At 35.2% G+C, this 25,168-nt stretch carries 22 protein-coding genes; 13 read left to right on the forward strand and 9 right to left on the reverse strand.

Annotated features, from left to right (window positions below):
- Positions 1-172 precede the first annotated feature (172 nt).
- The 4 genes from ACQ0RB_RS10905 to ACQ0RB_RS10920 all read left to right on the forward strand — a co-directional run bounded on the left by ACQ0RB_RS10905 (position 173) and on the right by ACQ0RB_RS10920 (position 3,658).
- Positions 173-724 carry an RNA polymerase sigma factor gene (locus ACQ0RB_RS10905; protein WP_430498406.1) on the forward strand — a complete coding sequence of 184 codons (552 nt, stop codon included), beginning with the start codon at positions 173-175 and terminating at the stop codon, positions 722-724.
- Positions 705-1,277, forward strand: coding sequence for a hypothetical protein (locus tag ACQ0RB_RS10910; protein ID WP_129761380.1), 573 nt, complete (start codon positions 705-707; stop codon positions 1,275-1,277). Before ACQ0RB_RS10905 ends, ACQ0RB_RS10910 begins: the two co-directional genes overlap by 20 nt.
- Before the next feature lie 18 nt (positions 1,278-1,295).
- The gene (locus tag ACQ0RB_RS10915) at positions 1,296-2,876 is read left to right on the forward strand and encodes a hypothetical protein (protein ID WP_430498408.1); all 1,581 of its coding nucleotides are present in this window, start codon (positions 1,296-1,298) and stop codon (positions 2,874-2,876) included.
- 89 nt (positions 2,877-2,965) lie between these two features.
- Positions 2,966-3,658, forward strand: coding sequence for a peptidoglycan DD-metalloendopeptidase family protein (locus ACQ0RB_RS10920; protein WP_430498410.1), 693 nt, complete (start codon positions 2,966-2,968; stop codon positions 3,656-3,658).
- Between the two features lie 110 nt (positions 3,659-3,768).
- Here the strand turns inward: ACQ0RB_RS10920 and ACQ0RB_RS10925 are convergent, their stop codons facing one another.
- From ACQ0RB_RS10925 to ACQ0RB_RS10965, 9 genes are all read right to left on the reverse strand, one after another.
- Complete coding sequence (locus tag ACQ0RB_RS10925; protein WP_430498412.1) at positions 3,769-4,467, reverse strand: hypothetical protein; 699 nt, start codon at positions 4,465-4,467, stop codon at positions 3,769-3,771.
- 141 nt (positions 4,468-4,608) lie between these two features.
- On the reverse strand, positions 4,609-5,331 hold the full coding sequence (locus tag ACQ0RB_RS10930; RefSeq protein WP_430498414.1) for a thioredoxin domain-containing protein: 723 nt from the start codon (positions 5,329-5,331) through the stop codon (positions 4,609-4,611).
- A gap of 97 nt (positions 5,332-5,428) precedes the next feature.
- On the reverse strand, positions 5,429-6,409 hold the full coding sequence (locus ACQ0RB_RS10935) for an SMP-30/gluconolactonase/LRE family protein (RefSeq protein WP_430498416.1): 981 nt from the start codon (positions 6,407-6,409) through the stop codon (positions 5,429-5,431).
- A 598-nt stretch (positions 6,410-7,007) separates the two neighbouring features.
- Positions 7,008-10,361, reverse strand: a complete 3,354-nt coding sequence (gene secA, locus ACQ0RB_RS10940) for a preprotein translocase subunit SecA (protein ID WP_430498418.1) — start codon at positions 10,359-10,361, stop codon at positions 7,008-7,010.
- 172 nt (positions 10,362-10,533) lie between these two features.
- Positions 10,534-10,755, reverse strand: a complete 222-nt coding sequence (locus ACQ0RB_RS10945; protein WP_010177336.1) for a DUF2795 domain-containing protein — start codon at positions 10,753-10,755, stop codon at positions 10,534-10,536.
- Between the two features lie 230 nt (positions 10,756-10,985).
- Positions 10,986-11,561: a cob(I)yrinic acid a,c-diamide adenosyltransferase gene (locus ACQ0RB_RS10950; RefSeq protein WP_430498420.1), complete on the reverse strand. Its 576-nt coding sequence runs from the start codon at positions 11,559-11,561 to the stop codon at positions 10,986-10,988.
- Positions 11,562-11,812: 251 nt separating this feature from the next.
- Positions 11,813-12,496, reverse strand: a complete 684-nt coding sequence (locus tag ACQ0RB_RS10955) for an ABC transporter ATP-binding protein (RefSeq protein WP_129761373.1) — start codon at positions 12,494-12,496, stop codon at positions 11,813-11,815.
- Positions 12,497-12,575: 79 nt separating this feature from the next.
- Positions 12,576-13,340: an O-methyltransferase gene (locus ACQ0RB_RS10960; RefSeq protein ID WP_430498422.1), complete on the reverse strand. Its 765-nt coding sequence runs from the start codon at positions 13,338-13,340 to the stop codon at positions 12,576-12,578.
- Between the two features lie 14 nt (positions 13,341-13,354).
- On the reverse strand, positions 13,355-15,217 hold the full coding sequence (locus ACQ0RB_RS10965; RefSeq protein ID WP_430498424.1) for an ABC-F family ATP-binding cassette domain-containing protein: 1,863 nt from the start codon (positions 15,215-15,217) through the stop codon (positions 13,355-13,357).
- Positions 15,218-15,321: 104 nt separating this feature from the next.
- Between ACQ0RB_RS10965 and ACQ0RB_RS10970 the strand changes: the two genes are divergently transcribed.
- From ACQ0RB_RS10970 to ACQ0RB_RS11010, 9 genes are all read left to right on the forward strand, one after another.
- Complete coding sequence (locus tag ACQ0RB_RS10970; RefSeq protein WP_131508228.1) at positions 15,322-16,119, forward strand: polysaccharide biosynthesis/export family protein; 798 nt, start codon at positions 15,322-15,324, stop codon at positions 16,117-16,119.
- A gap of 2 nt (positions 16,120-16,121) precedes the next feature.
- The gene (locus tag ACQ0RB_RS10975) at positions 16,122-18,599 is read left to right on the forward strand and encodes a polysaccharide biosynthesis tyrosine autokinase (protein ID WP_430498426.1); all 2,478 of its coding nucleotides are present in this window, start codon (positions 16,122-16,124) and stop codon (positions 18,597-18,599) included.
- A gap of 1 nt (position 18,600) precedes the next feature.
- Positions 18,601-19,191 carry a sugar transferase gene (locus ACQ0RB_RS10980; RefSeq protein WP_430498428.1) on the forward strand — a complete coding sequence of 197 codons (591 nt, stop codon included), beginning with the start codon at positions 18,601-18,603 and terminating at the stop codon, positions 19,189-19,191.
- On the forward strand, positions 19,191-20,483 hold the full coding sequence (locus tag ACQ0RB_RS10985; protein WP_430498430.1) for a nucleotide sugar dehydrogenase: 1,293 nt from the start codon (positions 19,191-19,193) through the stop codon (positions 20,481-20,483). Before ACQ0RB_RS10980 ends, ACQ0RB_RS10985 begins: the two co-directional genes overlap by 1 nt.
- A 426-nt stretch (positions 20,484-20,909) precedes the next feature.
- Positions 20,910-21,344: a GIY-YIG nuclease family protein gene (locus ACQ0RB_RS10990; RefSeq protein ID WP_430498432.1), complete on the forward strand. Its 435-nt coding sequence runs from the start codon at positions 20,910-20,912 to the stop codon at positions 21,342-21,344.
- A gap of 304 nt (positions 21,345-21,648) precedes the next feature.
- On the forward strand, positions 21,649-22,629 hold the full coding sequence (locus ACQ0RB_RS10995; protein WP_430498434.1) for an SDR family oxidoreductase: 981 nt from the start codon (positions 21,649-21,651) through the stop codon (positions 22,627-22,629).
- Between the two features lie 136 nt (positions 22,630-22,765).
- A complete protein-coding gene (locus tag ACQ0RB_RS11000) occupies positions 22,766-23,692 on the forward strand; it encodes an NAD-dependent epimerase/dehydratase family protein (protein WP_430498436.1) in 927 nt (308 codons plus the stop codon).
- An 83-nt stretch (positions 23,693-23,775) separates the two neighbouring features.
- Positions 23,776-24,621 carry an ABC transporter permease gene (locus tag ACQ0RB_RS11005; RefSeq protein ID WP_131508237.1) on the forward strand — a complete coding sequence of 282 codons (846 nt, stop codon included), beginning with the start codon at positions 23,776-23,778 and terminating at the stop codon, positions 24,619-24,621.
- Positions 24,622-24,790: 169 nt separating this feature from the next.
- Complete coding sequence (locus tag ACQ0RB_RS11010) at positions 24,791-25,141, forward strand: four helix bundle protein (protein ID WP_335976750.1); 351 nt, start codon at positions 24,791-24,793, stop codon at positions 25,139-25,141.
- The last annotated feature ends 27 nt before the right edge of the window (positions 25,142-25,168 follow it).

Here is a 25,168-nt window from a genome sequence, read left to right on the forward strand (position 1 = left end):
TTTTAAAATTAAGTGCTAAAGATATATCAAAAACACCTAAAGACTATCTATTTAACGTTCATTTATAATAATTTGGTATCATTTTAAAAAAAAGAGGTAAATTTTGCAACACTGTATGTTTTGTATCGTCTTTATAGAGAACTAAACCAATAACCAAAAGATCAACTAACGCATGTTTCAAGTTGAAATTATTGAAAAATGCAAGCAAAATAATCGTGCTGCACAACTACAAATTTACAATCAGTATTGTGATGGTATGTATGCTGTGGCAATGCGATTTGTAAAGGACTCTATGGAAGCTGAAGATATCGTTCAGGAAGCCTTTATAAAAGCTTTTGCTAAACTACACCAATACAAAGCAGAGGTTACTTTTGGAGCTTGGTTAAAACGTATTGTTATCAATAAAAGTATCGATTTACTTAAATCCAAAAAGCAACATTTGTTGCAGTTGGAAGAGGTGCACCTAAAAGTAGTTGATGATAATGATGACAACTGGTTTGTTGAAGATACAATAACACTAGAAGAAGTAAAAGAAGCTATAAAAAAGCTACCAGAAAAGTATAAATACGTAGTTATGCTGTATTTGGTTGAAGGGTATGACCACCAGGAAATATCTGAAATTTTAAGTATTAGCGAAGTCGCTTCTCGAACGCAACTGTCTAGAGGAAAAGTAAAATTAAAAGAACTGTTAACACTTACAAGTAATGGCACAACAAGATATTAGAGAACTCTTTAAAGACGAACCAAAGGTTTCCAATCAAAAAATGCCTAAAGGACATGAAGCCCGTTTTTTAAAGAAGCTAGATAACGCACAACCGCAAAGAACAATCAAAAAACGTTTCAGTGTAATGCAAATAGCGGCAAGTGTTGTTATTCTTATTGGGATGGGTTTTGGAGCATATAAATTTTATAATGTGCCTCCAATTGAGCCTTCAAATGGTAAGGAAGAAGTGGTATCCAATTTAAAGTCGCTTGGTGATATTTCACCCGATTTAAAAAAGGTTGAAGACTACTATCTGGCTAATATTAACTTAGAATTATCCAACGTAAAGCTCACTTCAGAAAATAAAGAATTGTTTGATAGTTACGTGCTACGTCTTGAAGAACTCAATAAAGAGTACGATAGACTTTCGGTTGAATTAACCGAAAATGGACCAAACGAGCTTACTGTAAGTGCCTTGATAGATAACTTAAAATTAAGACTTAATTTATTGTATCGCTTAAAAGAACAATTAAAAGATTTAAACGACTCAGAAATGAGTCAGGATAATGCTTAAAGCAATAAAAACGAACAAATGAAAACAATACAATTAATGTTGTTTATGTTGTGTGCTACCATTAGTGTTACTGCACAGCAACAGTTAAATAAAATATCTCAATCTATAAAAGTAGATAAAGACGTTACCATAGATTTAAACACAAGCTATGTGCAAATTGAAATCGATACATGGAATAAAGATCTTGTTGAGGTTGAAGCATATATAGAAAGCGATAAACTTTCAAAGGAAGAACTTAAAAAAGCACTTGAAAACTGGAATATAAGCGTTGAAGGTTCAGGAAAAAATATAAGTATAAGCTCAAAAGGAAGCAGAAATGTATGGGGAAACTTTAACATGGAAGGGTTTGAGTTTGAGTTTGACAACAATTTCGAATTTGACGCCTTACGAGAGCTTGAATTTGAATTGGCTGAGTTACCTGAAATGCCAGAGTTACCCGAAATACCTGAGCTACCTGAAATGCCAGAAATGGAATTGCCAAAACTTCCTAAGCTTCCAAAATTACCTGAATTACCAAAAGGGATTCATTCAGTACATTTTGATACCGAAGCCTACAAAAAAGATGGTGAAAAATACCTTGAAAAATGGAGCAAAGAGTATGAAGAAAAGTATGGAAAAGAGTACAAGGATAAAATGAAAGCTTGGGCAAAAGAATTTTCTAAAGTTGATTTTGATAACTACGAAAAGGAAATGCAAAAATGGGGAGAAGAGTATGGTAAGCAGTTTGGTGAAGATTATGAAGTGAAACTAAAAGAGTGGAGCAAGAAGTTTGACAAACAATGGGGAAAAGAGTATGCTAAACGTATGGAAGAATGGGAAGCAAAACACGGTAAGCAAATGGAAGAACGCGCTAAACAAATGGAAGAGCGTAGTGCAGAAATTGCAAAACGTTTTGAAGAACGCCAAAAAGCTCACGCTGAAAGACAAGCTCATTTAGCTGAACGTCTTGAAGAGCGTATGGAACGCAACGAAAAGCGTCGTGCTGAACTGTCTAGAACGCTTGAGGCTAGAAGTGGTAAAGTAAAAAAGACCATTAAAATAAAAATGCCTAAAGACGCTAAACTAAATCTAAATGTAAGACATGGTGAGTTGAAGTTTACTTCGGTTATTAAAAACTTAAGAGCAGATATTTCACACTCTACATTAGTAGCAAATCACATTGATGGAAGCGAGACTTCCATCAATGTATCTTATTCACCTGTGTTAATTGATACTTGGAGCCAAGGAGAGTTAAAACTAAATTATGTGGATAAAGCACATGTAAAGCAAGTAAACAGAATTGTATTAAATTCTAACTCATCAAACATTAGTCTCGATAATTTAAATGGCAATGCAATTATTGATGGTAGTTTTGGAGATTTAACCATTTCAAAAATCAACGATTCGTTTAATAATATCAATTTGGTGTTAGAAAATAGCGATGCGCTTATAAGTTTACCAAAAACAGCATTCAATTTGCAGTATAAAGGCGATCGAACACGTTTTACTCATCCAGAAAAGCAAGATGCTAAAAATACATCGTCGTTTTCTACTAACAGCCCAAATAGTAATAAAACAATTGTGGTTAATGCTAAATTTAGCCATGTTATAATGCAATAATCAAGCTTTCTGTATGAACAGAAATCTTACAGTTGAATAAAGGCTATACGTTTCAAAAAAGTGTATTTTTATAGAAATATTTTTTTGAAATGCCCTCAAACACATTCCACGATTTTTTAGAACGCATTAGTAGAAAACCACTTCGAGTACTAGATGCTTCAATTTCAAATTTACAATACATTCCTTTAGATCTTTCTAAACACAATACCTTACTGCAATCGGTTGATGTATCTTCATCTTCAAAGCTGGAGGCATTTGTAAATGCGCATATAAGCAAGCATAATGGGTTGGTAGCCTTTGGTGGTTATAACGAAATACGAAACATTTACCAACGTAGTACACACTTTAACGAACAAAATCCACTAACCGAACGTAACATTCATTTAGGAATTGACCTTTGGATTGCTGCTGGTACAGAAATTCTTTCGCCTTTAGATGGAGTAGTGCATAGTTTTAAAAACAACACCAATTTTGGAGACTATGGACCAACGATCATTTTAAAACACGTCATCGATGGAGTGATTTTTTACACCTTATATGGACATTTAAGTACAGCGTCTATAGAGCATTTAAGTGTAGGAGAACAGTTTAAACAAGGAGAACAATTAGCAACACTTGGCGATGCTACTGTAAATGGCGATTATCCTCCGCACTTGCATTTTCAAATTATAAAAGATATTGGTGAGTATCTAGGTGATTATCCAGGAGTAAGCTCAAAACAAGATTTAGAGTATTATTTAAGTAATTGCCCAAACCCAAATGTGTTGTTGAAACTGGAGTAATTTTTTGAAGGGTTCGTTTAACGGTTTTGTGTATGGCTCGTTACGGAAAATCAACTATGATTTTCCGCCGTAACCGAAAGATAGCAAATTGCAATGAATTATAGCCATTGTTAGCTGTAGTTTTTATTTTTTCCGAATATCAGTAGTATGTCAGCTATTGGATAAGCCAATGCGACTACTATTCCAAATATTCCGTATAATGTTTTTCCTTCTGATAAAAATCCAGTAATCGAAAACCATAAAATCAGTAAGCAAAAAGGGTAGAGAAGAAGTCTTGTCAAAACTTTCGTAAAAGTCCATTCTTTAACCTTTTCTGTTTTTGATTCCGATTTTGGTTTGTTAATTTGTACGGGATTATTTGCCTGTTCTATATTTTCAATTGCTTCTTTCAGTTCATCTGTCAGAAGTTTGGTTTCGTATTTCTTGGCTTTTCCTAAAACTAAACGCAATAAAAGTCCAATAACTGAAATTCCGATTGTTCCAATTACTGCCATTTTTAAGTCAGTTGAGAGGAACAAACCTGAAATCAACACAATTAAAAATCCAATAGTTATTTTATTCAGCAGTTTATGGTAAGGATTTTTCTCCTTTTTTATTCCATTCAGTTTATTGTTTTGGTCAAAAGTCAGATGGAAAATAGGATATGCACCACGTAAAAAATGAGAGGAACGCCAAATCAAAAGTTCATTTGGTTTAATTTCTCCGCTGTACTTTGTCGTGTTGTAGAAAAATGCATCATTCCAATGGTTTTTCAGATTGCTTTTTTTATTCTGAACTATTAGTTTTTCGATGTTTTTCTTTTCTGCCACAAAGGTTGGTTTAAATTACAGCCAATAATAAAGATATAAATTCTTTCAATAACGAATATCAATAACAAAAAAGCTCAACTATTTTTATAAAAAAGTCAAGCTTTTGAAAAGTTATGTATTTAAAGAATAGTCTTTAAGCTTTTACATTTCATCAATAATTTTTTCAATAAGTTCAGTAGTTATTTGATAGTCTTCTCCACTTGTTTTAGCAATGTCAATAGATTCCTTTGCCATTTTTAAAGCTTTGGTGTAATTTCCAGTTTTGTATAACAACGCAGCGTATGTATCAGTATTATGGGAATTTCGGTCTAGTTCAATTGAACGCTCTACAGCTTTAATAGCTTTTAATAGAATTTTGATGTCACTATAATTTTTGTAGGCATTCCAAGCTAAGCTGTTTAAGCTGTTAGAGGAGTTCCAATATTTGTCAATATTGGATTGACTAAAATCGTCAAGATCAATAGTGTTTGATGAACTAGAAGCAACAGCGCCACCCATATGTTTTAGAATCAAGTCTTCCATTTCAGCTTTACTCATTGCGCCTTCAACAACTTCTAAATTAGAGCTGTTTTTAAGGAAAAAATACGTAGGCATTGCTGTAACATTTAACGCATCATCTACTTCGTTTTTATCAACATCAACTTTATAAAAGTCAACTTTATCTTTATATTTTGCTTCTAACTCTTTAATGATAGGTTCCATGCGCTTACATGGTCCACACCAAGTAGCATAAAAGTCTAGTACAATTAATCTGTCGTTATTAACAAGAAGCTTTGCTTCAGCGTCATCATCAGTAAGTTCTGTTTGAGCAAATGACATCGTGATGCTTAAAAGCATCATTAAAATAGAGGCAGTTTTTTTCATAGTTTTGATTTGGTTAGAGTTATTGTCTTTAAAAAAAAATGATTATTTAGCGGAACGAATATCGTTTATTTTTTTTAAAAAACAAATTATCAAAGAGTTACTCTTTATAAAAATGCCCTTTTACACCTTTTACTCCAGGAACAGCTTTAAATACTGAACCAGCTAATGGAAACTGTTTTAGTTGTTCAGTATCCATATCTTTGGTTGCTGTGGTAATGTAAAGCGTGTCTAGGTTTTTTCCACCAAAGGCACAAGATGTTACATTAAGCGCAGGAACTTCAATTTTTGAAATCAAATTACCAGTTTTAGGGTTGAAGCATCCAACAGCACTTCCATTCCATAAACCAACCCAAAGGTTATCGTGTTCATCAATGGTCATTCCGTCAGGATAACCAAGCGTATTACTCACTTTTACTGCAACACGTTCATTTGATATAGCTCCTGTAGCATCATTATAATCGTAAGCCTTTATTTCGCTTGTTGGCGTATCGATATAATACATAGTGGTTTTGTCTTTGGTCCAAACAATTCCGTTGGATATAGTAACACTATCTTTTTTTAAAATGGCATTTTGGTTGTTGTCCAACATATAAAGTTTTGCAGCGTGTGGAGTTTCATCAAAGGCAATAGAACCTACCCAAAAACGACCACTTGGGTCGCATTTTCCATCATTAAAACGATTGGTAGTTATAGCTTGTTCTACATCTGAAAGTAATTGTAAATCTCCTGTGTTGGTGTCAATACTGTAAATTCCATCTTGCAATGCAACAATAGCTTTGTTACTTTGAGTTGAAGGAACAACTGTCCCAATCATGGAAGGCATAGCTAAGCTTTTATTGCTTTTGGTTTTAGGGTTGTAAATGTTTAATGTTTTACCTTGAATATCTACCCAATAGAGTTCTTGGGTGTTATAGTTCCAAAACGAGCCTTCTCCTAATTTTGATTGTATTTGGTATTCTAAAACAGCTTTGTGTTTTAATGTGTTACTAGTGTCTAAAGTTGTTGTAGCTTCTTTACAACTGATAATTGATAAGGCGATACAAAAGAGTAAGGAAGTTGTTATGGTTTTAATCTGCATTTTCAAGTTTGTTTTGGTGATAAAAATACTCAAAAACCGTGGTTTTGATTACTAGTAAATGCGCAATCCCTTGTACTATATTTATACAAATAAAAAGTCCTGACACAAAAATGTATCAGGACTATAATGAGGCATTTGTAATACTATTTAAGGATTGGAAAAAGTACTTTAGTTATTTAATTGATGTATTGTAACAATGATTAAAAAAATAATAGATATTAAATTACAAATGAATGTTACTGTATTAAGTTTTAAATATTTTTTTTTTAGAATTAGAACTAAACTATAAATACAACAAAATACTATAAAAAGTAGAAAAGGAATCGTTAATAGTTCTCCAATAAATTGTATTGTATTTGTTGTGTTGGGTGGATTGTAAGACCAATAAACTATTAAAATAAAATAAACTAAACTTATAAGGCTAAGATAAAGTAGTGTTTTTGATAATTTATAAGATTTATTATTCATAGTATAAACTTAAGATATAAGTTGTTATGCTAAGTAAAATAACAAATTTAATCTCTAAAACCTTGTAAATAAACAAAAAAAATCCTGACACAAAAATGTATCAGGACTATAATAAACTATTTATGAGGTTTTACTCTTCAATCAAAACCCATTCACCTTTAGCAATTAAGGGTTCTGCTTGTTTATATTTTACAGTTTTATTTTCACCACTCATAACGTGTTTTATGGTGACTTTATCGTTACGACCAATTTTTGGTTTATCACGAACAATAGTTTCTATAACTTCTGGTTGACGTTGTGTGTTACCTGCAGCTCTGTTTTGCGCAGAACGCTCATCCATATTTGGAATTTCTTCTTTAGAAGTTTCAAGATTTTCTTTTCTTCTAGCTCTAGCTTCCTGAATGGTGTTTTGCGTTTCTGTAGGTAATTCACCTTTAAACAAGAATGAAATCACATCCTTATTAACTTGGTCTAGCATTTGCTTAAACAATTCAAAAGCTTCAAACTTATAGATTAATAAAGGATCTTTTTGCTCATGAACAGCTAATTGTACAGACTGTTTAAGCTCATCCATTTTACGTAAGTGCGTTTTCCAAGAATCATCAACAATAGCTAGAGTAATATTCTTTTCAAAATCGTTGATAAGTTGCTTACCGTTGGTTTCGTAAGCTTTTTCTAAATCGGTAACAACTTGTAAGTTCTTTACACCATCAGTAAAAGGAACAACGATACGCTTAAATTTATCACGTTGGTTTTCGTATACATTTTTAATTACAGGGAATGCAATTTCTGCATTACGCTCCATTTTTTCACGATAATGTTCAAATGCCGCTTTATAGATTTTTCCTGCAATGTCTTGAGTTGAAAGTTTAGAAAACTCTGCTTCAGTAATTGGCGAACTCATTGAGAAGTATCTAATAAGCTCAAACTCGAAGTTTTTAAAGTCGTTAGCGTCTTTGTTGGTTTGTGCAATACCTTCAGAAGTATCGTAAATCATGTTTGCCAAATCCACTCTTAAGCGCTCACCAAATAATGCGTGGTGACGACGTTTGTAAACCACTTCACGTTGTGCATTCATTACGTCATCATATTCTAATAAACGTTTACGAACACCAAAGTTGTTTTCTTCTACTTTTTTCTGAGCACGCTCAATAGATTTTGAAATCATAGAATGCTGAATTACTTCACCTTCTTGTAATCCCATTCTATCCATCATTTTCGCAATACGCTCACTACCAAATAAACGCATTAAGTTGTCTTCAAGAGACACGTAAAATTGCGAACTTCCTGGATCTCCTTGTCGACCTGCACGACCACGTAACTGTCTGTCAACACGACGCGAGTCATGACGCTCAGTACCAACAATAGCTAATCCTCCAGCAGCTTTTACGTCTTCGCTTAACTTAATGTCAGTACCACGACCAGCCATATTGGTGGCAATGGTTACTTGTCCTGCTTTACCAGCTTCAGCAACAATATCAGCTTCCTTTTTATGCAACTTTGCATTTAGGACATTGTGAGGTACTTTTCTAATGGATAACATTTTTCCTAAAAGCTCACTAATTTCTACTGATGTGGTACCTATTAGTACAGGGCGACCAGCTTGCGATAAGGCAGTAACTTCATCAATTACAGCATTGTATTTTTCACGTTTGGTTTTGTAAACCAAATCTTCTCTATCATCTCTTGCAATAGGTTTGTTGGTTGGGATTTCAACCACGTCCAATTTGTAGATTTCCCAAAACTCACCAGCTTCGGTAACAGCTGTACCTGTCATACCAGAAAGTTTGCGATACATTCTAAAGTAATTTTGAAGCGTAACTGTTGCAAAAGTTTGAGTAGCATCTTCAATCTTTACATTTTCTTTGGCTTCAATAGCTTGGTGAAGTCCGTCGCTATAACGACGACCATCCATAATACGACCTGTTTGCTCATCAACAATCATTACTTTGTTGTCCATAACAACATATTGAATGTCCTTTTCAAATAAAGCGTATGCTTTAAGCAATTGGTTAAGGGTATGGATACGTTCAGATTTTACACCAAAATCTCTAAAGAGATCTTCTTTAGCTTCAGCTTCTTCTTCTTTTGAAAGACCTTGAGCTTCAATTTTAGCAATTTCAACACCTATTTCAGGCATCACGAAAAAGTTTGGATCATCTTCACCTGAAAGGAATTCAACACCTTTATCAGTTAATTCAACCTGATTGTTTTTTTCATCGATAACATAGTAAAGCTCAGCATCAATTTTTGGCATTTCTCTATTGTTATCCTGCATGTAGTAGTTTTCAGTTTTTTGAAGGAGTTGTTTGATACCTTCTTCACTTAAAAACTTAATTAATGCTTTGTTTTTTGGCATACCTCTGTACACTCTCAACAATAAAAAGCCACCTTCTTTAGTGTCGCCTTCGGCAATTAATTTTTTTGCTTCGGCAAGAACACCAGTCAACATTTTACGTTGTACACCAGCAATATTATCAACTTTTGGTTTTAACTCAGTAAACTCATGTCTGTCTCCTTGCGGAATTGGACCAGAAATAATTAAAGGTGTACGCGCATCATCAACTAATACCGAATCCACCTCATCCACAATAGCGTAGTGATGCGGACGCTGTACCAAGTCGTCTGGTGAGTGTGCCATATTATCTCTTAGGTAATCAAAACCAAACTCGTTGTTTGTACCATAAGTAATATCTGCCATGTAAGCTTTTTTACGAGCAGCTGAGTTAGGTTGGTGATAGTCTATACAGTCAACACTTAAACCATGGAACTCAAAAATTGGAGCCATCCACGCGCTATCACGTTTTGCTAGATAGTCGTTTACAGTAACTAGATGAACACCTTTTCCTGCTAATGCGTTAAGGTAAACAGGTAGGGTTGCAACAAGAGTTTTACCTTCACCAGTTTGCATTTCGGCAATTTTACCTTGGTGCATTGCTACACCACCAATAAGCTGTACATCGTAATGTACCATATCCCAAGTGATGGCTTTACCAGCAGCATCCCAAGAGTTTGACCAAATTGCTTTATCGTCTTCTAAAGTGATGTAATCTTTACTTCCTGAAAGTTCTCTGTCAAACGTACTTGCAGTTACTGTAATTTCAGTATTGCTTACAAAACGCTTAGCAGTTTCCTTAACTACAGCAAAGGCTTCAGGTAGTATGTCGTTAAGTACATCTTCGGTAACTTGGTAGATGTCGTCTTCTATTTTATCGGCTTCAACGTAGATGTCTTCTCTCTCGTCAATATCTTCAGTAGTTTCGGCTTGTTTAAGGAGTTGTTCCTTTTTTTCTAGAAGTGGTTGTCTCGCTTCTGCTATTTTAGCTTTAAAAGCATCGGTTTTGGCTCTTAATTCATCGTGTGATAATTGTTCAAGAGCACTTGCAAAGGTTTTAATCTTATCAACAATTGGTGTAATGGATTTTACATCTTGTTTAGATTTATCACCTACAAATACTTTTAAAACTGAATCTAAAAAACTCATATGTAGTCTATTTTTTATGAGACCGAAGTAATACGGTCTTAAGTTGTTATTGTAATCTTTGGTTTGCTTTAGTAAGGCTTACAAAGATAGGGTTTGTGTTATGTTTTTTAAAAGGATAGTCCACAAAAAAAGTCTCATTATGAGACTTTTTAACTATTCTTTTTGATTTTGTTTAATATTCGTCCTCGTTCCAGAGGTAGTCCTCATCCGTAGGATAGTCTGACCAGATTTCTTCAATAGAATCATAAGAATCACCTTCATCCTCAATAGCCTGCAAGTTTTCAACTACTTCCAGAGGCGCTCCTGTACGGATGGCGTAATCTATTAATTCGTCTTTAGTTGCTGGCCAAGGTGCATCACTTAAATAAGATGCTAGTTCTAGTGTCCAATACATTTCTTATGCGTTTTAATTTTTTGCAAAAATAAATTTTTAGTTCAAAAAGTCAAGAAAAAAATGAATTATTTAATGTTTTGTTTAAACTGAGTACGTTACAAAGTGTTTTGTAGTGCTTTTTTTACAGTTTAAATAGCACATTGTCATTAATCAAAGAGCGTATAACTATTTGCTAATTCTTGAACTTGATAGTATCAATAAAGCAAAGTTTTTTAAATACCCAAAAAATGTTACGATTCTTTTTTCGGAATCCATTTTACTTCTTCGGCTTGCAAGTCATAAGTCAACTTTCGTGCCAACACAAAAAGGTAGTCAGATAAGCGGTTTAAATACATTAAAGTTTCCGATTGAAAAGGTGCTAAGTCATTAAGTGCAGACGCTAAACGTTCGGCTCTACGGCACACACAGCGTGCAATGTGACAGAATGACACGGTTTGGTGACCTCCTGGTAATACAAAGTGTGTCATTTGTGGTAACGCAGCATCCATGGTGTCCATTTCTTGCTCTAGAGTAGAAATATCTTCTTCAGAAATTTTAGGAATATTTAATCGAGACTTTCCGTTTTTTAAAATAGCCTTCTCAGGGTCGGTAGCCAAAATAGCGCCAACAGTAAATAAGCGGTCTTGTATTTGTATTAATACGTTTTTGTAGTGGGTATTGATGTCTTGGTCTCTAAGCAGGCCAATATAGGAGTTTAACTCATCAACAGTGCCATAGCTTTCAATTCTTATATGGTGTTTTGGTACTCGTGTACCACCAAACAAAGCTGTTGTGCCTTTGTCTCCGGTTTTTGTGTATACTTTCATGTTTTAAACTTTCAGGGTTTACTGAATTACAAGAGGTAGGTGTGCTAAACCGAATCTTGGAATTTGCAAATGCAAGGTAAGATTTAAAAGTTCTATTGGAAAATTGTAAAGGATGTTTTAACGTCTAAACCGACGTTTATTAAACATAGTGTCTTTATTACGACGTTCTCTTAAGCGTTGATTATTTTTGAAAATAGTTTTAACAAGAATAAAAGCACCAACTAAAATTAAAAGTATCCAAAGCATGACAATTAGTTTCTAGTATCACTTTCAATAATACCATCACGTAAACGAATAACGCGTTTTGCATGAGCAGCAATATCTTCTTCGTGAGTAACCATTATAACGGTGTTTCCTGCTTTGTGTATCTCATCAAAAAGATTCATGATTTCGTATCCGGTTTTAGAATCTAGATTACCTGTTGGCTCATCGGCAAGTATAATAGAAGGCTTGTTAACCAAAGCTCTACCTACAGCAACACGTTGACGTTGACCACCAGAAAGCTGATTAGGTCTGTGGTCCATTCGGTCAGCTAGACCTACATCGTTTAGTACTTCTTCGGCTCTTGCAACACGTTCTTTTTTAGAAGCACCTGCATACACCATAGGTAATGCTACATTGTCTAATGCTGTGGTACGTGGTAAGAGGTTGAAGGTTTGAAAGACAAAGCCAATTTCTTTGTTTCTAATATCAGCAAGTTCGTCATCACTCATTTTGCTTACATCTTTTCCGTTAAGGTTGTAAGAACCTGATGTTGGTGTGTCTAAACAGCCTAATAAGTTCATAAGCGTAGATTTTCCTGATCCAGAAGGTCCCATTATAGCGACATAATCTCCGCGTTCAATGTCTAAGTCAATGCCTTTAAGAACATGTACAGTTTCCTGACCTAATTGAAAATCTCTAACAATATCACGTATTTCTATAACGTTACCCATTATCACTTTTTTAGTTGAACTATAGTTGCTATGCAAGATACATATTTGCGATTAATATGACGCTAAAACAACAATCTTGTTACAGTCTTATGGTAAAATGTTCTTTGGCTTGCTCTTTTCTAAAAAACACAAAGCCCCAAAAAAAGGTGTCAACAGTTACTGTGACTTTAGGATGTTGCTTTATAGTTTCCCAAGCTTCAGTCATACCTTTAGACCAATAAATGTCATCAAAAATAAAGACAGTATCGTTTGTAGCTTTTGGTAGTAAGGCTTCAAAATAGTGCAATGTTGCATCTTTAGTATGGTTGCCGTCAAAGAAAATACAATCGTAGTTTGAAGTTTTTAAAAGCGGAATCTGCTCGTCGAATGCTCCAGTAATGATAGTAATATTTGGTTGGTTGGTAAATCTTGTTTTTGAAAGTAGCGCTAGGTTAGGGCAACCTTCAATACTTGTAAGTGTTGCATTAGGATTTCCAAGATGTAATGCATGAGTTGCTATGCCAACCGAAGTTCCAAGTTCGAGTATAGACTTAAATTTAAAATAATGTGATAATCTATAAAGCAGTTTAGCACGTTTGTAAGTAGTGCCAGATGTTTTTGCAATGGCACATATTTGTCGAGTATTAGATGTTGTGCGTTTAGAACCAGAACCTAAATCGGTTATGGAAACTAAACTGTCATTTCTCAGTAGACTTTGTCTGTAGGATTTAAGCTTGTCGTAGTCAGGATAGTTAGTAGTGTCGTAAAAACATTTAGTAACCAAGTCAAATACAAAAGGCGAGTGTACACCATGTTGGTTGGTGGATTTAAATAAGAATTTTATATATTGAATCACTTGATGCATACGAGTCTTGCGTCTTAGGATTCTAGTTTTTCTGAGAGTTCAAACCACCTACTTTCTTTGGTAGCAATCTCATCAATAATGTCTTGAAGCGATTGCGATAACGCGTTGATTTTATCTTGAGATAAGCTTGTGTCGTTAAACTTAGCTTCAAGTGCTTTTTTGTCAAGTTCTAAAGAACGAATCTTACTTTCAAGGTTTTTGAGTTCTTTTTGCTCGTTGTATGAGAGTTTTTGTGCTTCGTTTTGCTTTTGGCTTTCTGTAACTTTAGTAGTTTCCTTAGGTGAAGTTTCAGGAGGAGTAGAGCTTTCATAAACCCTATAATCGGTATAATTTCCTGGGAAATCAGTAATGGTACCATCGCCATTAAACACAAAAAGGTGGTCTACAATTTTATCCATAAAGTAACGGTCGTGAGAAACCACAATTAAACATCCTGGAAAGTCAAGCAAAAAGTCTTCCAACACATTTAAAGTCACAATATCCAAGTCATTAGTTGGCTCATCCAGAATTAAAAAATTAGGATTTTGAATAAGTACAGTACATAAGTACAGACGCTTTTGTTCACCACCACTAAGTTTTTCAACAAAGTCGTATTGCTTCTTTCTATCAAATAGAAAACGCTCCAAGAGTTGCTGTGCACTAATTTGACGTCCTTTTTTTAATGGGATGTACTCACCAAATTCCCTAATAACATCAATGACTTTTTGTTCAGGTTTTATTTTGATTCCTGATTGCGTGTAATACCCAAACTTTACGGTGTCACCAATAACAACTTTACCTGAGTCGGGAGCTATGGTTTTGGTTAGCATGTTAAGGAATGTGGATTTTCCGGTACCATTTTTTCCAATAATACCTACACGTTCACCTTTTTTAAAGACATAGTCAAAGCCGTTTAGAATAGTTTTGTTTTCATAGGCTTTTGAGACTTTGTGTAGTTCCACAATCTTACTTCCAAGACGTTCCATGTTGAGTTCCAACTGTACTTGGTGGTCTTTTCGGCGTTGGTGTGCTTTAGACTTTATATCGAAGAAGTCGTCAATTCTAGATTTTGATTTCGTCGTACGCGCTTTAGGTTGTCTGCGCATCCATTCTAACTCCTTTTTGTACTGTTGTTTGGCTTTTCCTGTTTCAACTTCTTCAGAAGCAATTCGAGCTTCTTTTTGTTCTAAATAGTAGGAGTAGTTGCCTTTGTAGGTGTAGAGTTTGCCATGATCTAGTTCAATAATTTCATTACAAACGCGCTCCAAAAAGTAGCGGTCGTGTGTGACCATAAACAGTGTCATTTGCGCTTTTGCAAAATACTGCTCTAGCCACTCAATCATTTCAAGGTCTAAGTGGTTGGTAGGTTCGTCTAGAATAAGCAAATCAGGTGTATTGATGAGTACTTTTGCTAGTGCTAAACGCTTTTTTTGACCACCAGATAGTGTACTGATGCTTTGATGGATATCTTCTAGCTTTAACTGAAACAGAATTTGCTCGTACTGCACATCAAACTCCCAGGCATTATGGATGTCCATTTGTTCAAAGGCTTTTTGGTAGGCTTCAGTGTCCTCAGGGTTTTGTAAGGCCTTTTCATAATTGGATATGATGTTGAGTATGGGTAGGTCTGCATTAAAAATGGCCTCTTCAATAGTTTTGCTGTCTCCAAAGCTTGGGGTTTGCGACAAGAAGGAAACCCGTAACCCATTACGCATAATCACCTGACCCGAATCAGGACTGTCGGCACCTGAGATGATATTAAGGATTGAGGTTTTTCCGCTGCCATTTTTAGCAACGAAAGCTATTTTTTGATCTTTATGGATACTAAAAGAAATGTCACTGAAGAGTTCCAGTACTCCATAAGATTTTGAGATATGTTCAACGGTTAAGTAATTCAAAAGTCATTTTTTTGCAAATAACGGGATAATCCTTAAAAAAAGAAGGAATAGTTTTGATATTCCTGTTGATGGATTATATTTGTGAGGCAACAAGTTACGCAACTATGAATAGATGTTTACTGCTAGTGTTACTCATGGCAATTGGTTTTACCTCTTGTATTCCACATAAAGATACGCTGTATTTACAAACTAAAGACGAGTCGTCTTCTGATACACTTCAATTGGCTAAGGAACAACCTAAACCTTACAGGGTGCAAATTAACGATGTGTTAAACATTCGAATAAAGGTGCTTGATCAAAATAATGCGTCTATTTTTAATCCTATAAGTGAAGCAGGTGTGTTACAAGCTACAAGTGAAGAGCGTGCGTATTTTGATGGCTTTACAGTAGATGACCATGGGAATATACGTTTTCCACAACTAGGAAAATTAAATGTTTTGGGGTATACGCTTGAGGAGATACAAGGTATGATTGAAGAACTGCTTTTAAAAGAGCAGTTTAAAGAAACCGCAAATATTTTTGTGAGTGTAAAGTTAGCAGGGTTGCGATATACAACTATGGGAGAAATTGGTAATACAGGTGTGCAAGTTATCTTTAAAGATAAAGTAAATATTTTTGAGGCTATTGCTAGTTCAGGGGAAATACCAGTTACAGGTGATAAAAAGGATGTTTTGATTATACGTCAATATCCTCATGGTCAAGAAATCCATCATGTAGATCTTACTGATATTAAGGTAATGGATTCACCATACTACTATATTATGCCTAATGATATGATTTATGTAAAACCCCTTAAACAAAAATCTTGGGGAACAGGAACTACAGGTCGTGAAACTTTAGCGTCTATTGTAGCGGTAATGTCTCTTGTTACAACCACTATTTTATTAATTAACAGACTCTAGAAATGTCGAGTGAGGAATATTACGATATAGACGACACCGTAGAAAAAGGCTTAAGTTTTGATTTTAAGGGGTTTTTGTTTAAAGCCTTAAATCTTTGGAAGCTTATTGTTTTATCTATTGGTATTGGTCTTATTGTGGCCTACTGGATTAATGTTAGAAAACAAAATGTATATAAATTAGAGTCGTTAATTTCGGTTGAAAACGAACAGAATCCTTTTTTTACAGCCAATACAAGTATCTCCTTTAATTGGGGAGGTGTCTCAGGAAAAGTAGGTAAAATAATGACAACCATTAATACGAGGCGACACAATGAGTTGGTTGTTGATTCCTTGCAGTTTTATTTAAATTACCTTGTTGAAGGGAAGTACCGAAAAGTAGATGTCTATAAAGACGCTCCTTTTGTTGTTAATATAGATCAAAGTAGAGGGCAAATCCTTGGGCAACCTATTCTAATTCGATTTCTTACTGAAACAGAATATGAGGTAGTGATGAATTTTGAGTCTGGTAGACTACAAGTGCAGCGTTACCTTGATAAAGCAAAGTATTCGGTTGATGTTCCAGTAGGAGAGTTTAAACAACAATTTAAATTAGGAGAACCAGTTAAGTTGCCATTTCTAAATGCAACATTAACACTGCGTCCCAATAAACGCACACTGCCAGGAACAGAGTTTTATATTCAGTTTTTGAATTTTGATAGTGTTGTAAATAGTTATAAAAATGCAGTAGATATATCGCCTTATTCTAAAGAATCCTCATCAGTATTGAAGTTAGCTATGAGTGGTTTTAATAAAAGTAAAATAGTAGACTATTTAAATACCACAACAGCAATATTAAAGCGTACTGAATTAGAGCGAAAAAACCAATATGCCACTAATACCATTAAGTTTATTGATAGTAGTTTAAATGCGGTAAATATTGATCTTAAAGACGTTACAGATGAGATGAACGACTTTAGGAAGAAAAATAAGGTGTTTGATGTTAATCGTGAAATGACAGAAACCCTTAGTAAGCTAAGAGGGTATGATACCGCAAAGGAAGCAGAAGAAACTAAATTGAACTATTTAGATGCGCTTGAAACTTATTTAAGAACTAAAACTGGTGACTACAGTAAAATAGCAGCACCAAGCTCTGTAGGTATTTTGGAAGGTAATATCGTGTCAGGAGTGAGTAAAATTATTGCGTTATCTGTTGAGCGTCAAAATCTTGAGTATGTAGCTAAAGAAGGTAATGTGTTATTTAATGATATTGATCGAAAAATAGACTCTGAAAAGAATGTGTTGTTAGAAGCTATTGATGCTACTAAATACACCATTAGCTCTAACATCAATACAATAAATAGAGAGATATATGCCCTAGAAGCTGAGCTTAGCAAACTCCCTGAAGACCAACAAGAGTACTTAAAGATTGAGCGTAAGCTTAATTTAAGTCAACAGGCCTATGATGTATATTTAGCTAAGCGAGGAGAAGCTGCTATTGTTAAAGCAGCTAGTGTTTCGGATATTTCAGTTATTGATGAAGCTAAAGATATTGGAGGAGGGCTAATAGGTCCAAATAAGAGTCTTAATTATATGATGGCTTTAATGCTTGGGTTCTTCATTCCGATGTTTTTAATTTTTGTACTCTTTTTATTAGATAACACCATTCATGGGTCGGATGAGGTTGTACAGCTTTCTAAAATTCCAATTTTAGGACTGATTGGAAAGTATAATTATAAGAACAATTTAGTTGTTTTTGAAAAGCCTAAGTCGGCAGTAGCGGAGTCTTTTAGAGCCATACGGTCTAGCTTGCAGTTTATCTACAGTAAGCAACAAGGCGAACACGGACGTACCTTAATGGTTACGTCTTCGGTAAGTGGTGAAGGAAAAACCTTTTGTTCTATTAACATGTCCACAGCCTATGCCTTAAGTGGAAAGAAAACTATTTTATTAGGTTTAGACTTACGTAAACCAAAGATATTTGGCGATTTCAATGTCAGTAATGATAAAGGGGTTGTTAATTATATTATTGATGATGCTACTTTGGAAGATGTAAAATTCAAGACCGAAATTCCTAATTTGGAGATTATCCCTTCGGGACCTATACCACCAAACCCTTCAGAGTTATTAATGAGTTCTAAGCTTAGTAATTTAATAACCTCTTTACGTGAAGACTATGATCTTATTGTTCTTGATACACCACCTTTAGGTTTAGTTACAGATGCGCTACAATTAAGTTCATTTGCTGATGCAACAATATTTATGATTCGATTGGATTATACTAAAAAAGGAATGTTGCAACTTGTAAATGCAAAGTATAGAGCAGGCGAACTTAAAAACATAAGTTTTGTGCTTAACTTCTATAAGCATAAAACCAATCACAACTATGGTTATGGCTACGGTTATGGCTACGGTTATGGATATGGAGTTTATGGTAATGCTTATCATGAAAGTGATAATGCTTCTGTCTGGACTAAGTTTAAAATGTTTTTAAAACGCATTTAGTTTGATTACTAAACCTCAGCTTAGAATAAAACGATGTTTTGATTTTCTTTTAAGCATCCTGATTCTCCCTTTTTTGATTGTGCCTATTTTGGTCTTGATTTTAATATCTAGTATAGATACTCAGCAATGGGGTGTGTTTTCTCAAAATCGTGTTGGTCAAAACGGTAAGCTTTTTAAAATATATAAAATTAGGACTTTAAAGAAAGAGCCTCATTACTTAGGGCGTTTGCATCAAAGTGCTACAACGTTTGGTGGCTTTTTACGAAACAGTAAGTTAGATGAGTTGCCGCAGCTGTTTAATGTACTCTTTGGTCATATGAGTTTTGTGGGGCCGCGACCAGATGTTCAAGGATTTGCTGATGAGTTAACAGGAGAGGATAGAGTTATTTTAAAAGTTAAACCAGGTATTACAGGACCCGCTACAATAAAGTATAAAGATGAAGATGTGCTTTTGGCAATGCAGTCTGACCCAGAAACTTACAATAGAACGATTATTTGGGTAGATAAGGTTGAAATCAATAAAAAATACGTGCAGAATTGGAGTTTTTCTTTAGATTTGAGATATATTTTACAATCAATAAAACTTAAATGATGCCCAAAACAGATAGAATAACCATTATAGGACTTGGTTATGTAGGTTTACCGTTAGCAGTTGAATTTGCTAAGCAATATCATGTTGTAGGTTTTGATATTAATGCTGCTAGAATTGCTGAACTAAAAGAAGGGAACGATCAAACCTTAGAAGTAGAAACAGATGAACTAAAAGCGGTACTTACTTATGATGAGCATGCTGAAAAAGGATTGTTTGTAACATCTGATAAGGGTATGATTGCAGGGTCTAACATTTATATTGTTACTGTGCCAACACCTACTGATGCTTTAAACAAGCCTATATTCACACCTTTGATTAAAGCCAGCGAAACTGTTGGTGCTGTACTAAAGCAAGACGATATTGTAATTTATGAATCTACTGTATATCCAGGTGTGACTGAAGATATTTGCGTGCCTATACTAGAACGAGAATCAGGGCTAGTGTTTAATACAAGTTTTTTTGCTGGATATTCACCAGAGCGAATTAACCCAGGGGATAAAACTCATACAGTAACTAAAATATTAAAAGTGACTTCAGGGTCTACACCTGAAATCGCTAAGCGAGTAGATGATTTGTATAAGTCTATTATTACTGCAGGAACACATTTGGCGCCTTCTATTAAGGTGGCAGAAGCAGCAAAAGTGATTGAAAACTCCCAAAGAGATATTAATATCGCCTTTGTGAATGAACTCTCAAAAATATTCAGACTCTTAGATATTGACACGCAAGCAGTGTTGGAGGCTGCAGGAACCAAATGGAACTTTTTAAAATTCACTCCAGGTTTGGTTGGAGGTCATTGTATAGGTGTTGACCCTTATTATTTGGCGCAAAAAGCTATTGAGAGTGGTTACACTCCTGAGATTATATTGGCAGGACGAAAAATGAATGACAGCATGGGTAGCTATGTGGCTTCAGAAACAGTGAAGATGATGATTAAAAAAGGAGCAACCATTAAGGGGGCAAGAGCTTTGGTGTTAGGTATTACCTTTAAAGAGAATTGTCCTGATATTAGAAACTCACGTGTTATTGATATTATAAGAGAGTTTCAATCGTATCAAGTTGATGTAGATGTGTATGACCCTTGGGCGTCCAAAAGTGAGGTAAAGCAAGAATATGGACTAGATTTGTTATGTTCTGAAGCTGAACTGTCTGATGCTTATGAGGCGATTATATTAGCAGTGTCTCATAATTCATTTTTAAGTTTGGATATTAGTCAATTGAAATCAGATATTGGAGTTGTGTTTGATGTAAAGTCCTTGTTGCCTAGGGTATTAGTTGATGCGAGGTTGTAAGTGAGGAGTGAGACGTGAGAAGTGAGTAGTGAGTAGTGAGTAGTGAGTAGTGAGGAGTTTGAAGGGTCTTCGACAGGCTCAGACTGACAATGGAGGTCTTTGAAAGGTTTAGTGAAGATGAAGAGTCTTTGATACTTCGACTACGCTCAGTACAGGCTTAGTTCAGACTGACAAAAAGAAATGGTCATCGACAACAGATGTTTTTAGGACAGATTGATAAAGGAAGTATATAAGTTCGAAATGTAGATATATGACTAAATTATTAATCTTGTCATGCTGAGCTTGTCGAAGCATAGTGGCTCCAAATTTATATCATATGTCATGCTGAGCTTGTCGAAGCATAGAGGCATAAAGGCACAATTTATGTTGTGGTTACACTGAGCTCCGCCTGTACTGAGCTAAATTATTAACTTTGTCATGCTGAGCTTGTCGAAGCATAAAGGTACAATTTTATGTTGTGGTTACACTGAGCGTAGTCGAAGTGTCGAAGCATGGAAACCAAAGAGTGTTATTGAATTAGTAATAATGAAACTTTACTATGTTTATATATTAGAATGCGCTGACCAATCTTTTTATATTGGTGTTAGTTCTGACGTCAAAAAAAGACTTGAAGCGCATCAAAGAGGATTGAGTAAAAGCTCATATACTTTTTCTAGAAGACCAGTTACATTAAAATGGATTCAGGAATTTACAAATCCTGACTTAGCAATTGCTTTTGAGAAGCAATTGAAAGGATGGAGTAGGAGAAAAAAATTGGCGTTGATAAACAAAGACTGGGATACTTTAGTAAAGTATTCTAAAAATTATACCCAGTATGGTCGGTTTAGTGAAGAGTTAGGGTCTTCGACAGGCTCAGACTGACAATGGAAGGTTTTCAACGACCGAGGTTTAAGGACAAATCGCTAAAGGAAGTATAGTAGCTAAATTATTAATCTTGTCATGCTGAGCTTGTCGAAGCATAAAGGCTGCAATTTTATATCATATGTCATGCTGAGCTTGTCGAAGCATAAAGGCTGCAATTTTATATCATATGTCATGCTGAGCTTGTCGAAGCATAAAGGCACAATTTTATGTTGTAGTTACACTGAGCTCCGCCTGTGTTAAGCGCAGTCGATAAATTAGATAATAGTTTAGAAACATACAATGCTATAAATAATAAAAAAACATGTACGAAAACGCATATCATACCCAAGATTTATCTAAACTGTCTTTTTTAGTTACCGGAGGTGGAGGTTTTATAGGCTCTAATCTGGTGGAATATTTACTAAAATACAATGCTAAAACCGTTAGGGTACTAGATAATTTTTCCAATGGGTATAAAGAGAATTTAAGTGAGTTTATGTCTCACCCTGCTTTTGAACTTATTGAAGGAGATATTAGAGATTTGGATACCTGTAAACGGGCTATGAATGGTATAGATTATGTGAGCCATCAGGCAGCTTTAGGCTCAGTGCCACGATCAATTAATGATCCTGCTACAACCAATGCGGTAAATATTACTGGGTTTTTAAATATGATGATAGCGCTTAAAGAAAGCACTACCGTTAAGCGCATGGTATATGCAGCCTCTAGTTCGACTTATGGAGATAGTAAGAACCTACCTAAAGTAGAAGGTATTATCGGTAATCCCTTGTCGCCTTATGCAGTAACAAAGTATGTTAATGAGTTGTATGCTAATGTGTTTGGTACTACCTATGGTACTGATGTTATCGGGTTACGTTATTTTAATGTCTTTGGGCCCAAGCAAAGTCCCAATGGTGCTTATGCCGCAGTAATTCCTTTGTTTATGCAAGCCATTAAAGATCAAAAGTCACCAACCATCAATGGTGATGGTAAGCAAACACGCGATTTTACTTTTGTGGACAATGCAGTGCAAGCCAATGTGCGAGGTTTTTTTGCTTCAGAAGCTGCCAAGAACCAAGTGTTTAATGTAGCTTGCGGTGAACGTATTGATTTAAACTACTTGTGGGATGCCTTAAAAACTTCAGCCCAATCTGATGTGGAGGCTATTTATGGACCGCCACGATTAGGTGATGTAAGAGACTCCTTGGCAGACGTTAGTAAAGCCCAAAATTTATTAGGTTATGCTCCACAGTTTACCGTTAGAGAAGGTCTAAAGGTTACTTTAGACTGGTTTATGGGTTAGTATTGTGTTATCAATCAGTAGTATAGGTTTTTTCTTTCAATATTTTTGTTATATTCGTCTAAAGTACTCGTTGACACTCTGTTCATAGACTGTTACGAACTGGAAAGCTATTAATCATACTTACTGAAACGCATACATGGCAAAACTATTAATTACTGGAGGGGCAGGTCAGTTAGGAAGCGCTTTGGCTTCTAAATTGGCACAACATCCTGAACACTTTATTTTATGTGTAGATAATCTTTCAACAGGAAAATTAGAAAAAGTACCCAAAACCGATAACGTTAAGTTTATAAAAGCAGATATTAATAACTATGAAGATATTGTGCCCATTTTTGGACGTTTTGATTTTGACTATGTATTTCATTATGCAGCAGTAGTAGGGGTTGAACGTACTTTGGAGCATCCTATAGATGTTTTGGATGATATAGAAGGAATAAAAAATATACTGTCCTTGTCCAAAAACTCAGGTGTGAAACGCGTGTTTTATTCCAGTTCTTCTGAGGTGTATGGAGAGCCATTTGAGATTCCGCAGAATGAACTAACTACGCCTTTAAATTCTAGGTTACCCTATGCTATTGTAAAGAATGTAGGTGAAGCCTTTATGAAAGCCTATGCAAGAGAATATCATTTAGACTATACTATTTTTCGTTTTTTTAATACTTATGGCCCTCTACAGAGTCAGGATTTTGTGATTCCGCGTTTTGTGAAATTAGCCCTTAAGAATAAACCGATATGTATTAATGGTCCTGGTGATCAAACCCGTTCGTTTTGTTTTATAGATGACAATGTAGACACTTGTATTAAAGCTTTTGAAGAGAATCTATATGTGAATGACGTTTTAAATATTGGTAACGATTTAGAGATTAGTATTATAGATCTTGCTAAGCGCATTGTTCAGTTGTCAGGGTCGTCCTCAGAGATTGTGCACTTGCCTGCTTTAAAGGAAGGCGATATGAAACGTCGTTGTCCTGATATTACCAAGATGAAAGCAGTATTAAACAGGGAGTTGGTATCTATAGACGAAGGCTTACAAGTGATGATTAATTATTACAGGAGTTTGTAATAAATTACGTAATTCCCTTAAGTTTAATAGGTGTTTTAGTATATTAGCTTCAAACAAGAACAGTATAACTACGCTTTGCATTAATGGCTTTAGAAACAAGAGTTTATCAAAAAGAACGTACTATAAAATTTGGTGCTTTACTTAAAGCGAGTTTAGGAGATATGTTGCGCTCGCGTTTTTTAGCGAGACAATTGGCAGAACGTGACATTAAAGCCCAGTACCGACAATCTTACCTTGGAATTATTTGGGCTTTTGTAATGCCTATAGGTACTGCTTTGGTATGGATTTTTTTAAACAATAGTGGTACTGTTCGTTTGTCGGATACAGGTGTGCCTTATCCTGTGTATGCCTTTTCAGGGACATTGATATGGTCTATTATGGTGGCAGCAATTAATTCGCCAATGCAAAATACAAATGCTGCAAAAGGAATACTTACCAAGATTAACTTCCCTAAAGAAGCCTTGTTGCTTTCAGGGGTTTATAAGCTGTTGTTTGATAGCTTTATTAAGCTTTTGCTTTTAGTGTTTTTTGTGTTTGCCTTTGGGGTTGGGTTTCATTGGAGCTTACTGCTAGTGCCTTTTGCTATTTTGGCAGCTGTTCTTTTTGGGACTACCGTAGGGTTGTTTTTAACGCCTTTGGGGCTGTTGTATAAAGATATTGGTAAGATTATTACGTTTGGGATGCAGTTTTTAATGTATGCTACTCCTGTAGTGTATGCTATTCCTGATACTGGACTTATGAGAACGGTTATGATGTATAATCCTATAACGCCTATTATTTTAACCACGCGCGATTTGGTAGTTGGGTTTTCGCCAGAGTTTTTAAGCTACTTTATAGTGGTTATTGCTGCTTGTGTGCCTTTATTGTTTTTGGGATTGGTGATGTATCGTATTGCGATTCCAATTATTGTGGAGCGGTTGAGTGCTTAGTTTGGCGTGAGGCGTGAGTGGTGAGTAGTGAGAAGTGAGACGTGAGATGTGAGGAGTGAAAAGTGAGGAGTGAGTAGTGAGGAGTGAAACGACTATCCGATTCACGACTATGCGATTATGCGATTCACGATTATGCGATTCACGATAAAATATTAAAGAAAATAAAGATATGAATCATAAGGATTTAGATGTATGGAAGAAAAGCATGGACCTAGTGGTTGAGGTTTATGACTGGACGACATTGTTTCCTGATGAAGAAAAATATGGTTTGATTTCGCAAATGCGTAGAGCTGCTGTTTCTATTCCTTCCAATATTGCTGAAGGGAGTGCTAGAAAAGGAGATAAGGAGTTGTTGCAATTTATAAATATTGCTTTAGGTTCTGTTGCTGAATTGGAAACACAGTATTTAATTGTATTGCGTTTGAAGTTTTCAGAGCCTAATACTATTTTAAATGATTTGTTGATTGATGTGAAACAACTATTGTTGGGATATAGGAATTATGTGAGGAGGAAGACGTGAGGAGTGAGTAGTGAGAAGTGAGGAGTG

This window comes from Gaetbulibacter sp. PBL-D1 (genome assembly GCF_050509525.1).
In the GTDB taxonomy this organism is placed as follows: domain Bacteria; phylum Bacteroidota; class Bacteroidia; order Flavobacteriales; family Flavobacteriaceae; genus Gaetbulibacter_B; species Gaetbulibacter_B jejuensis.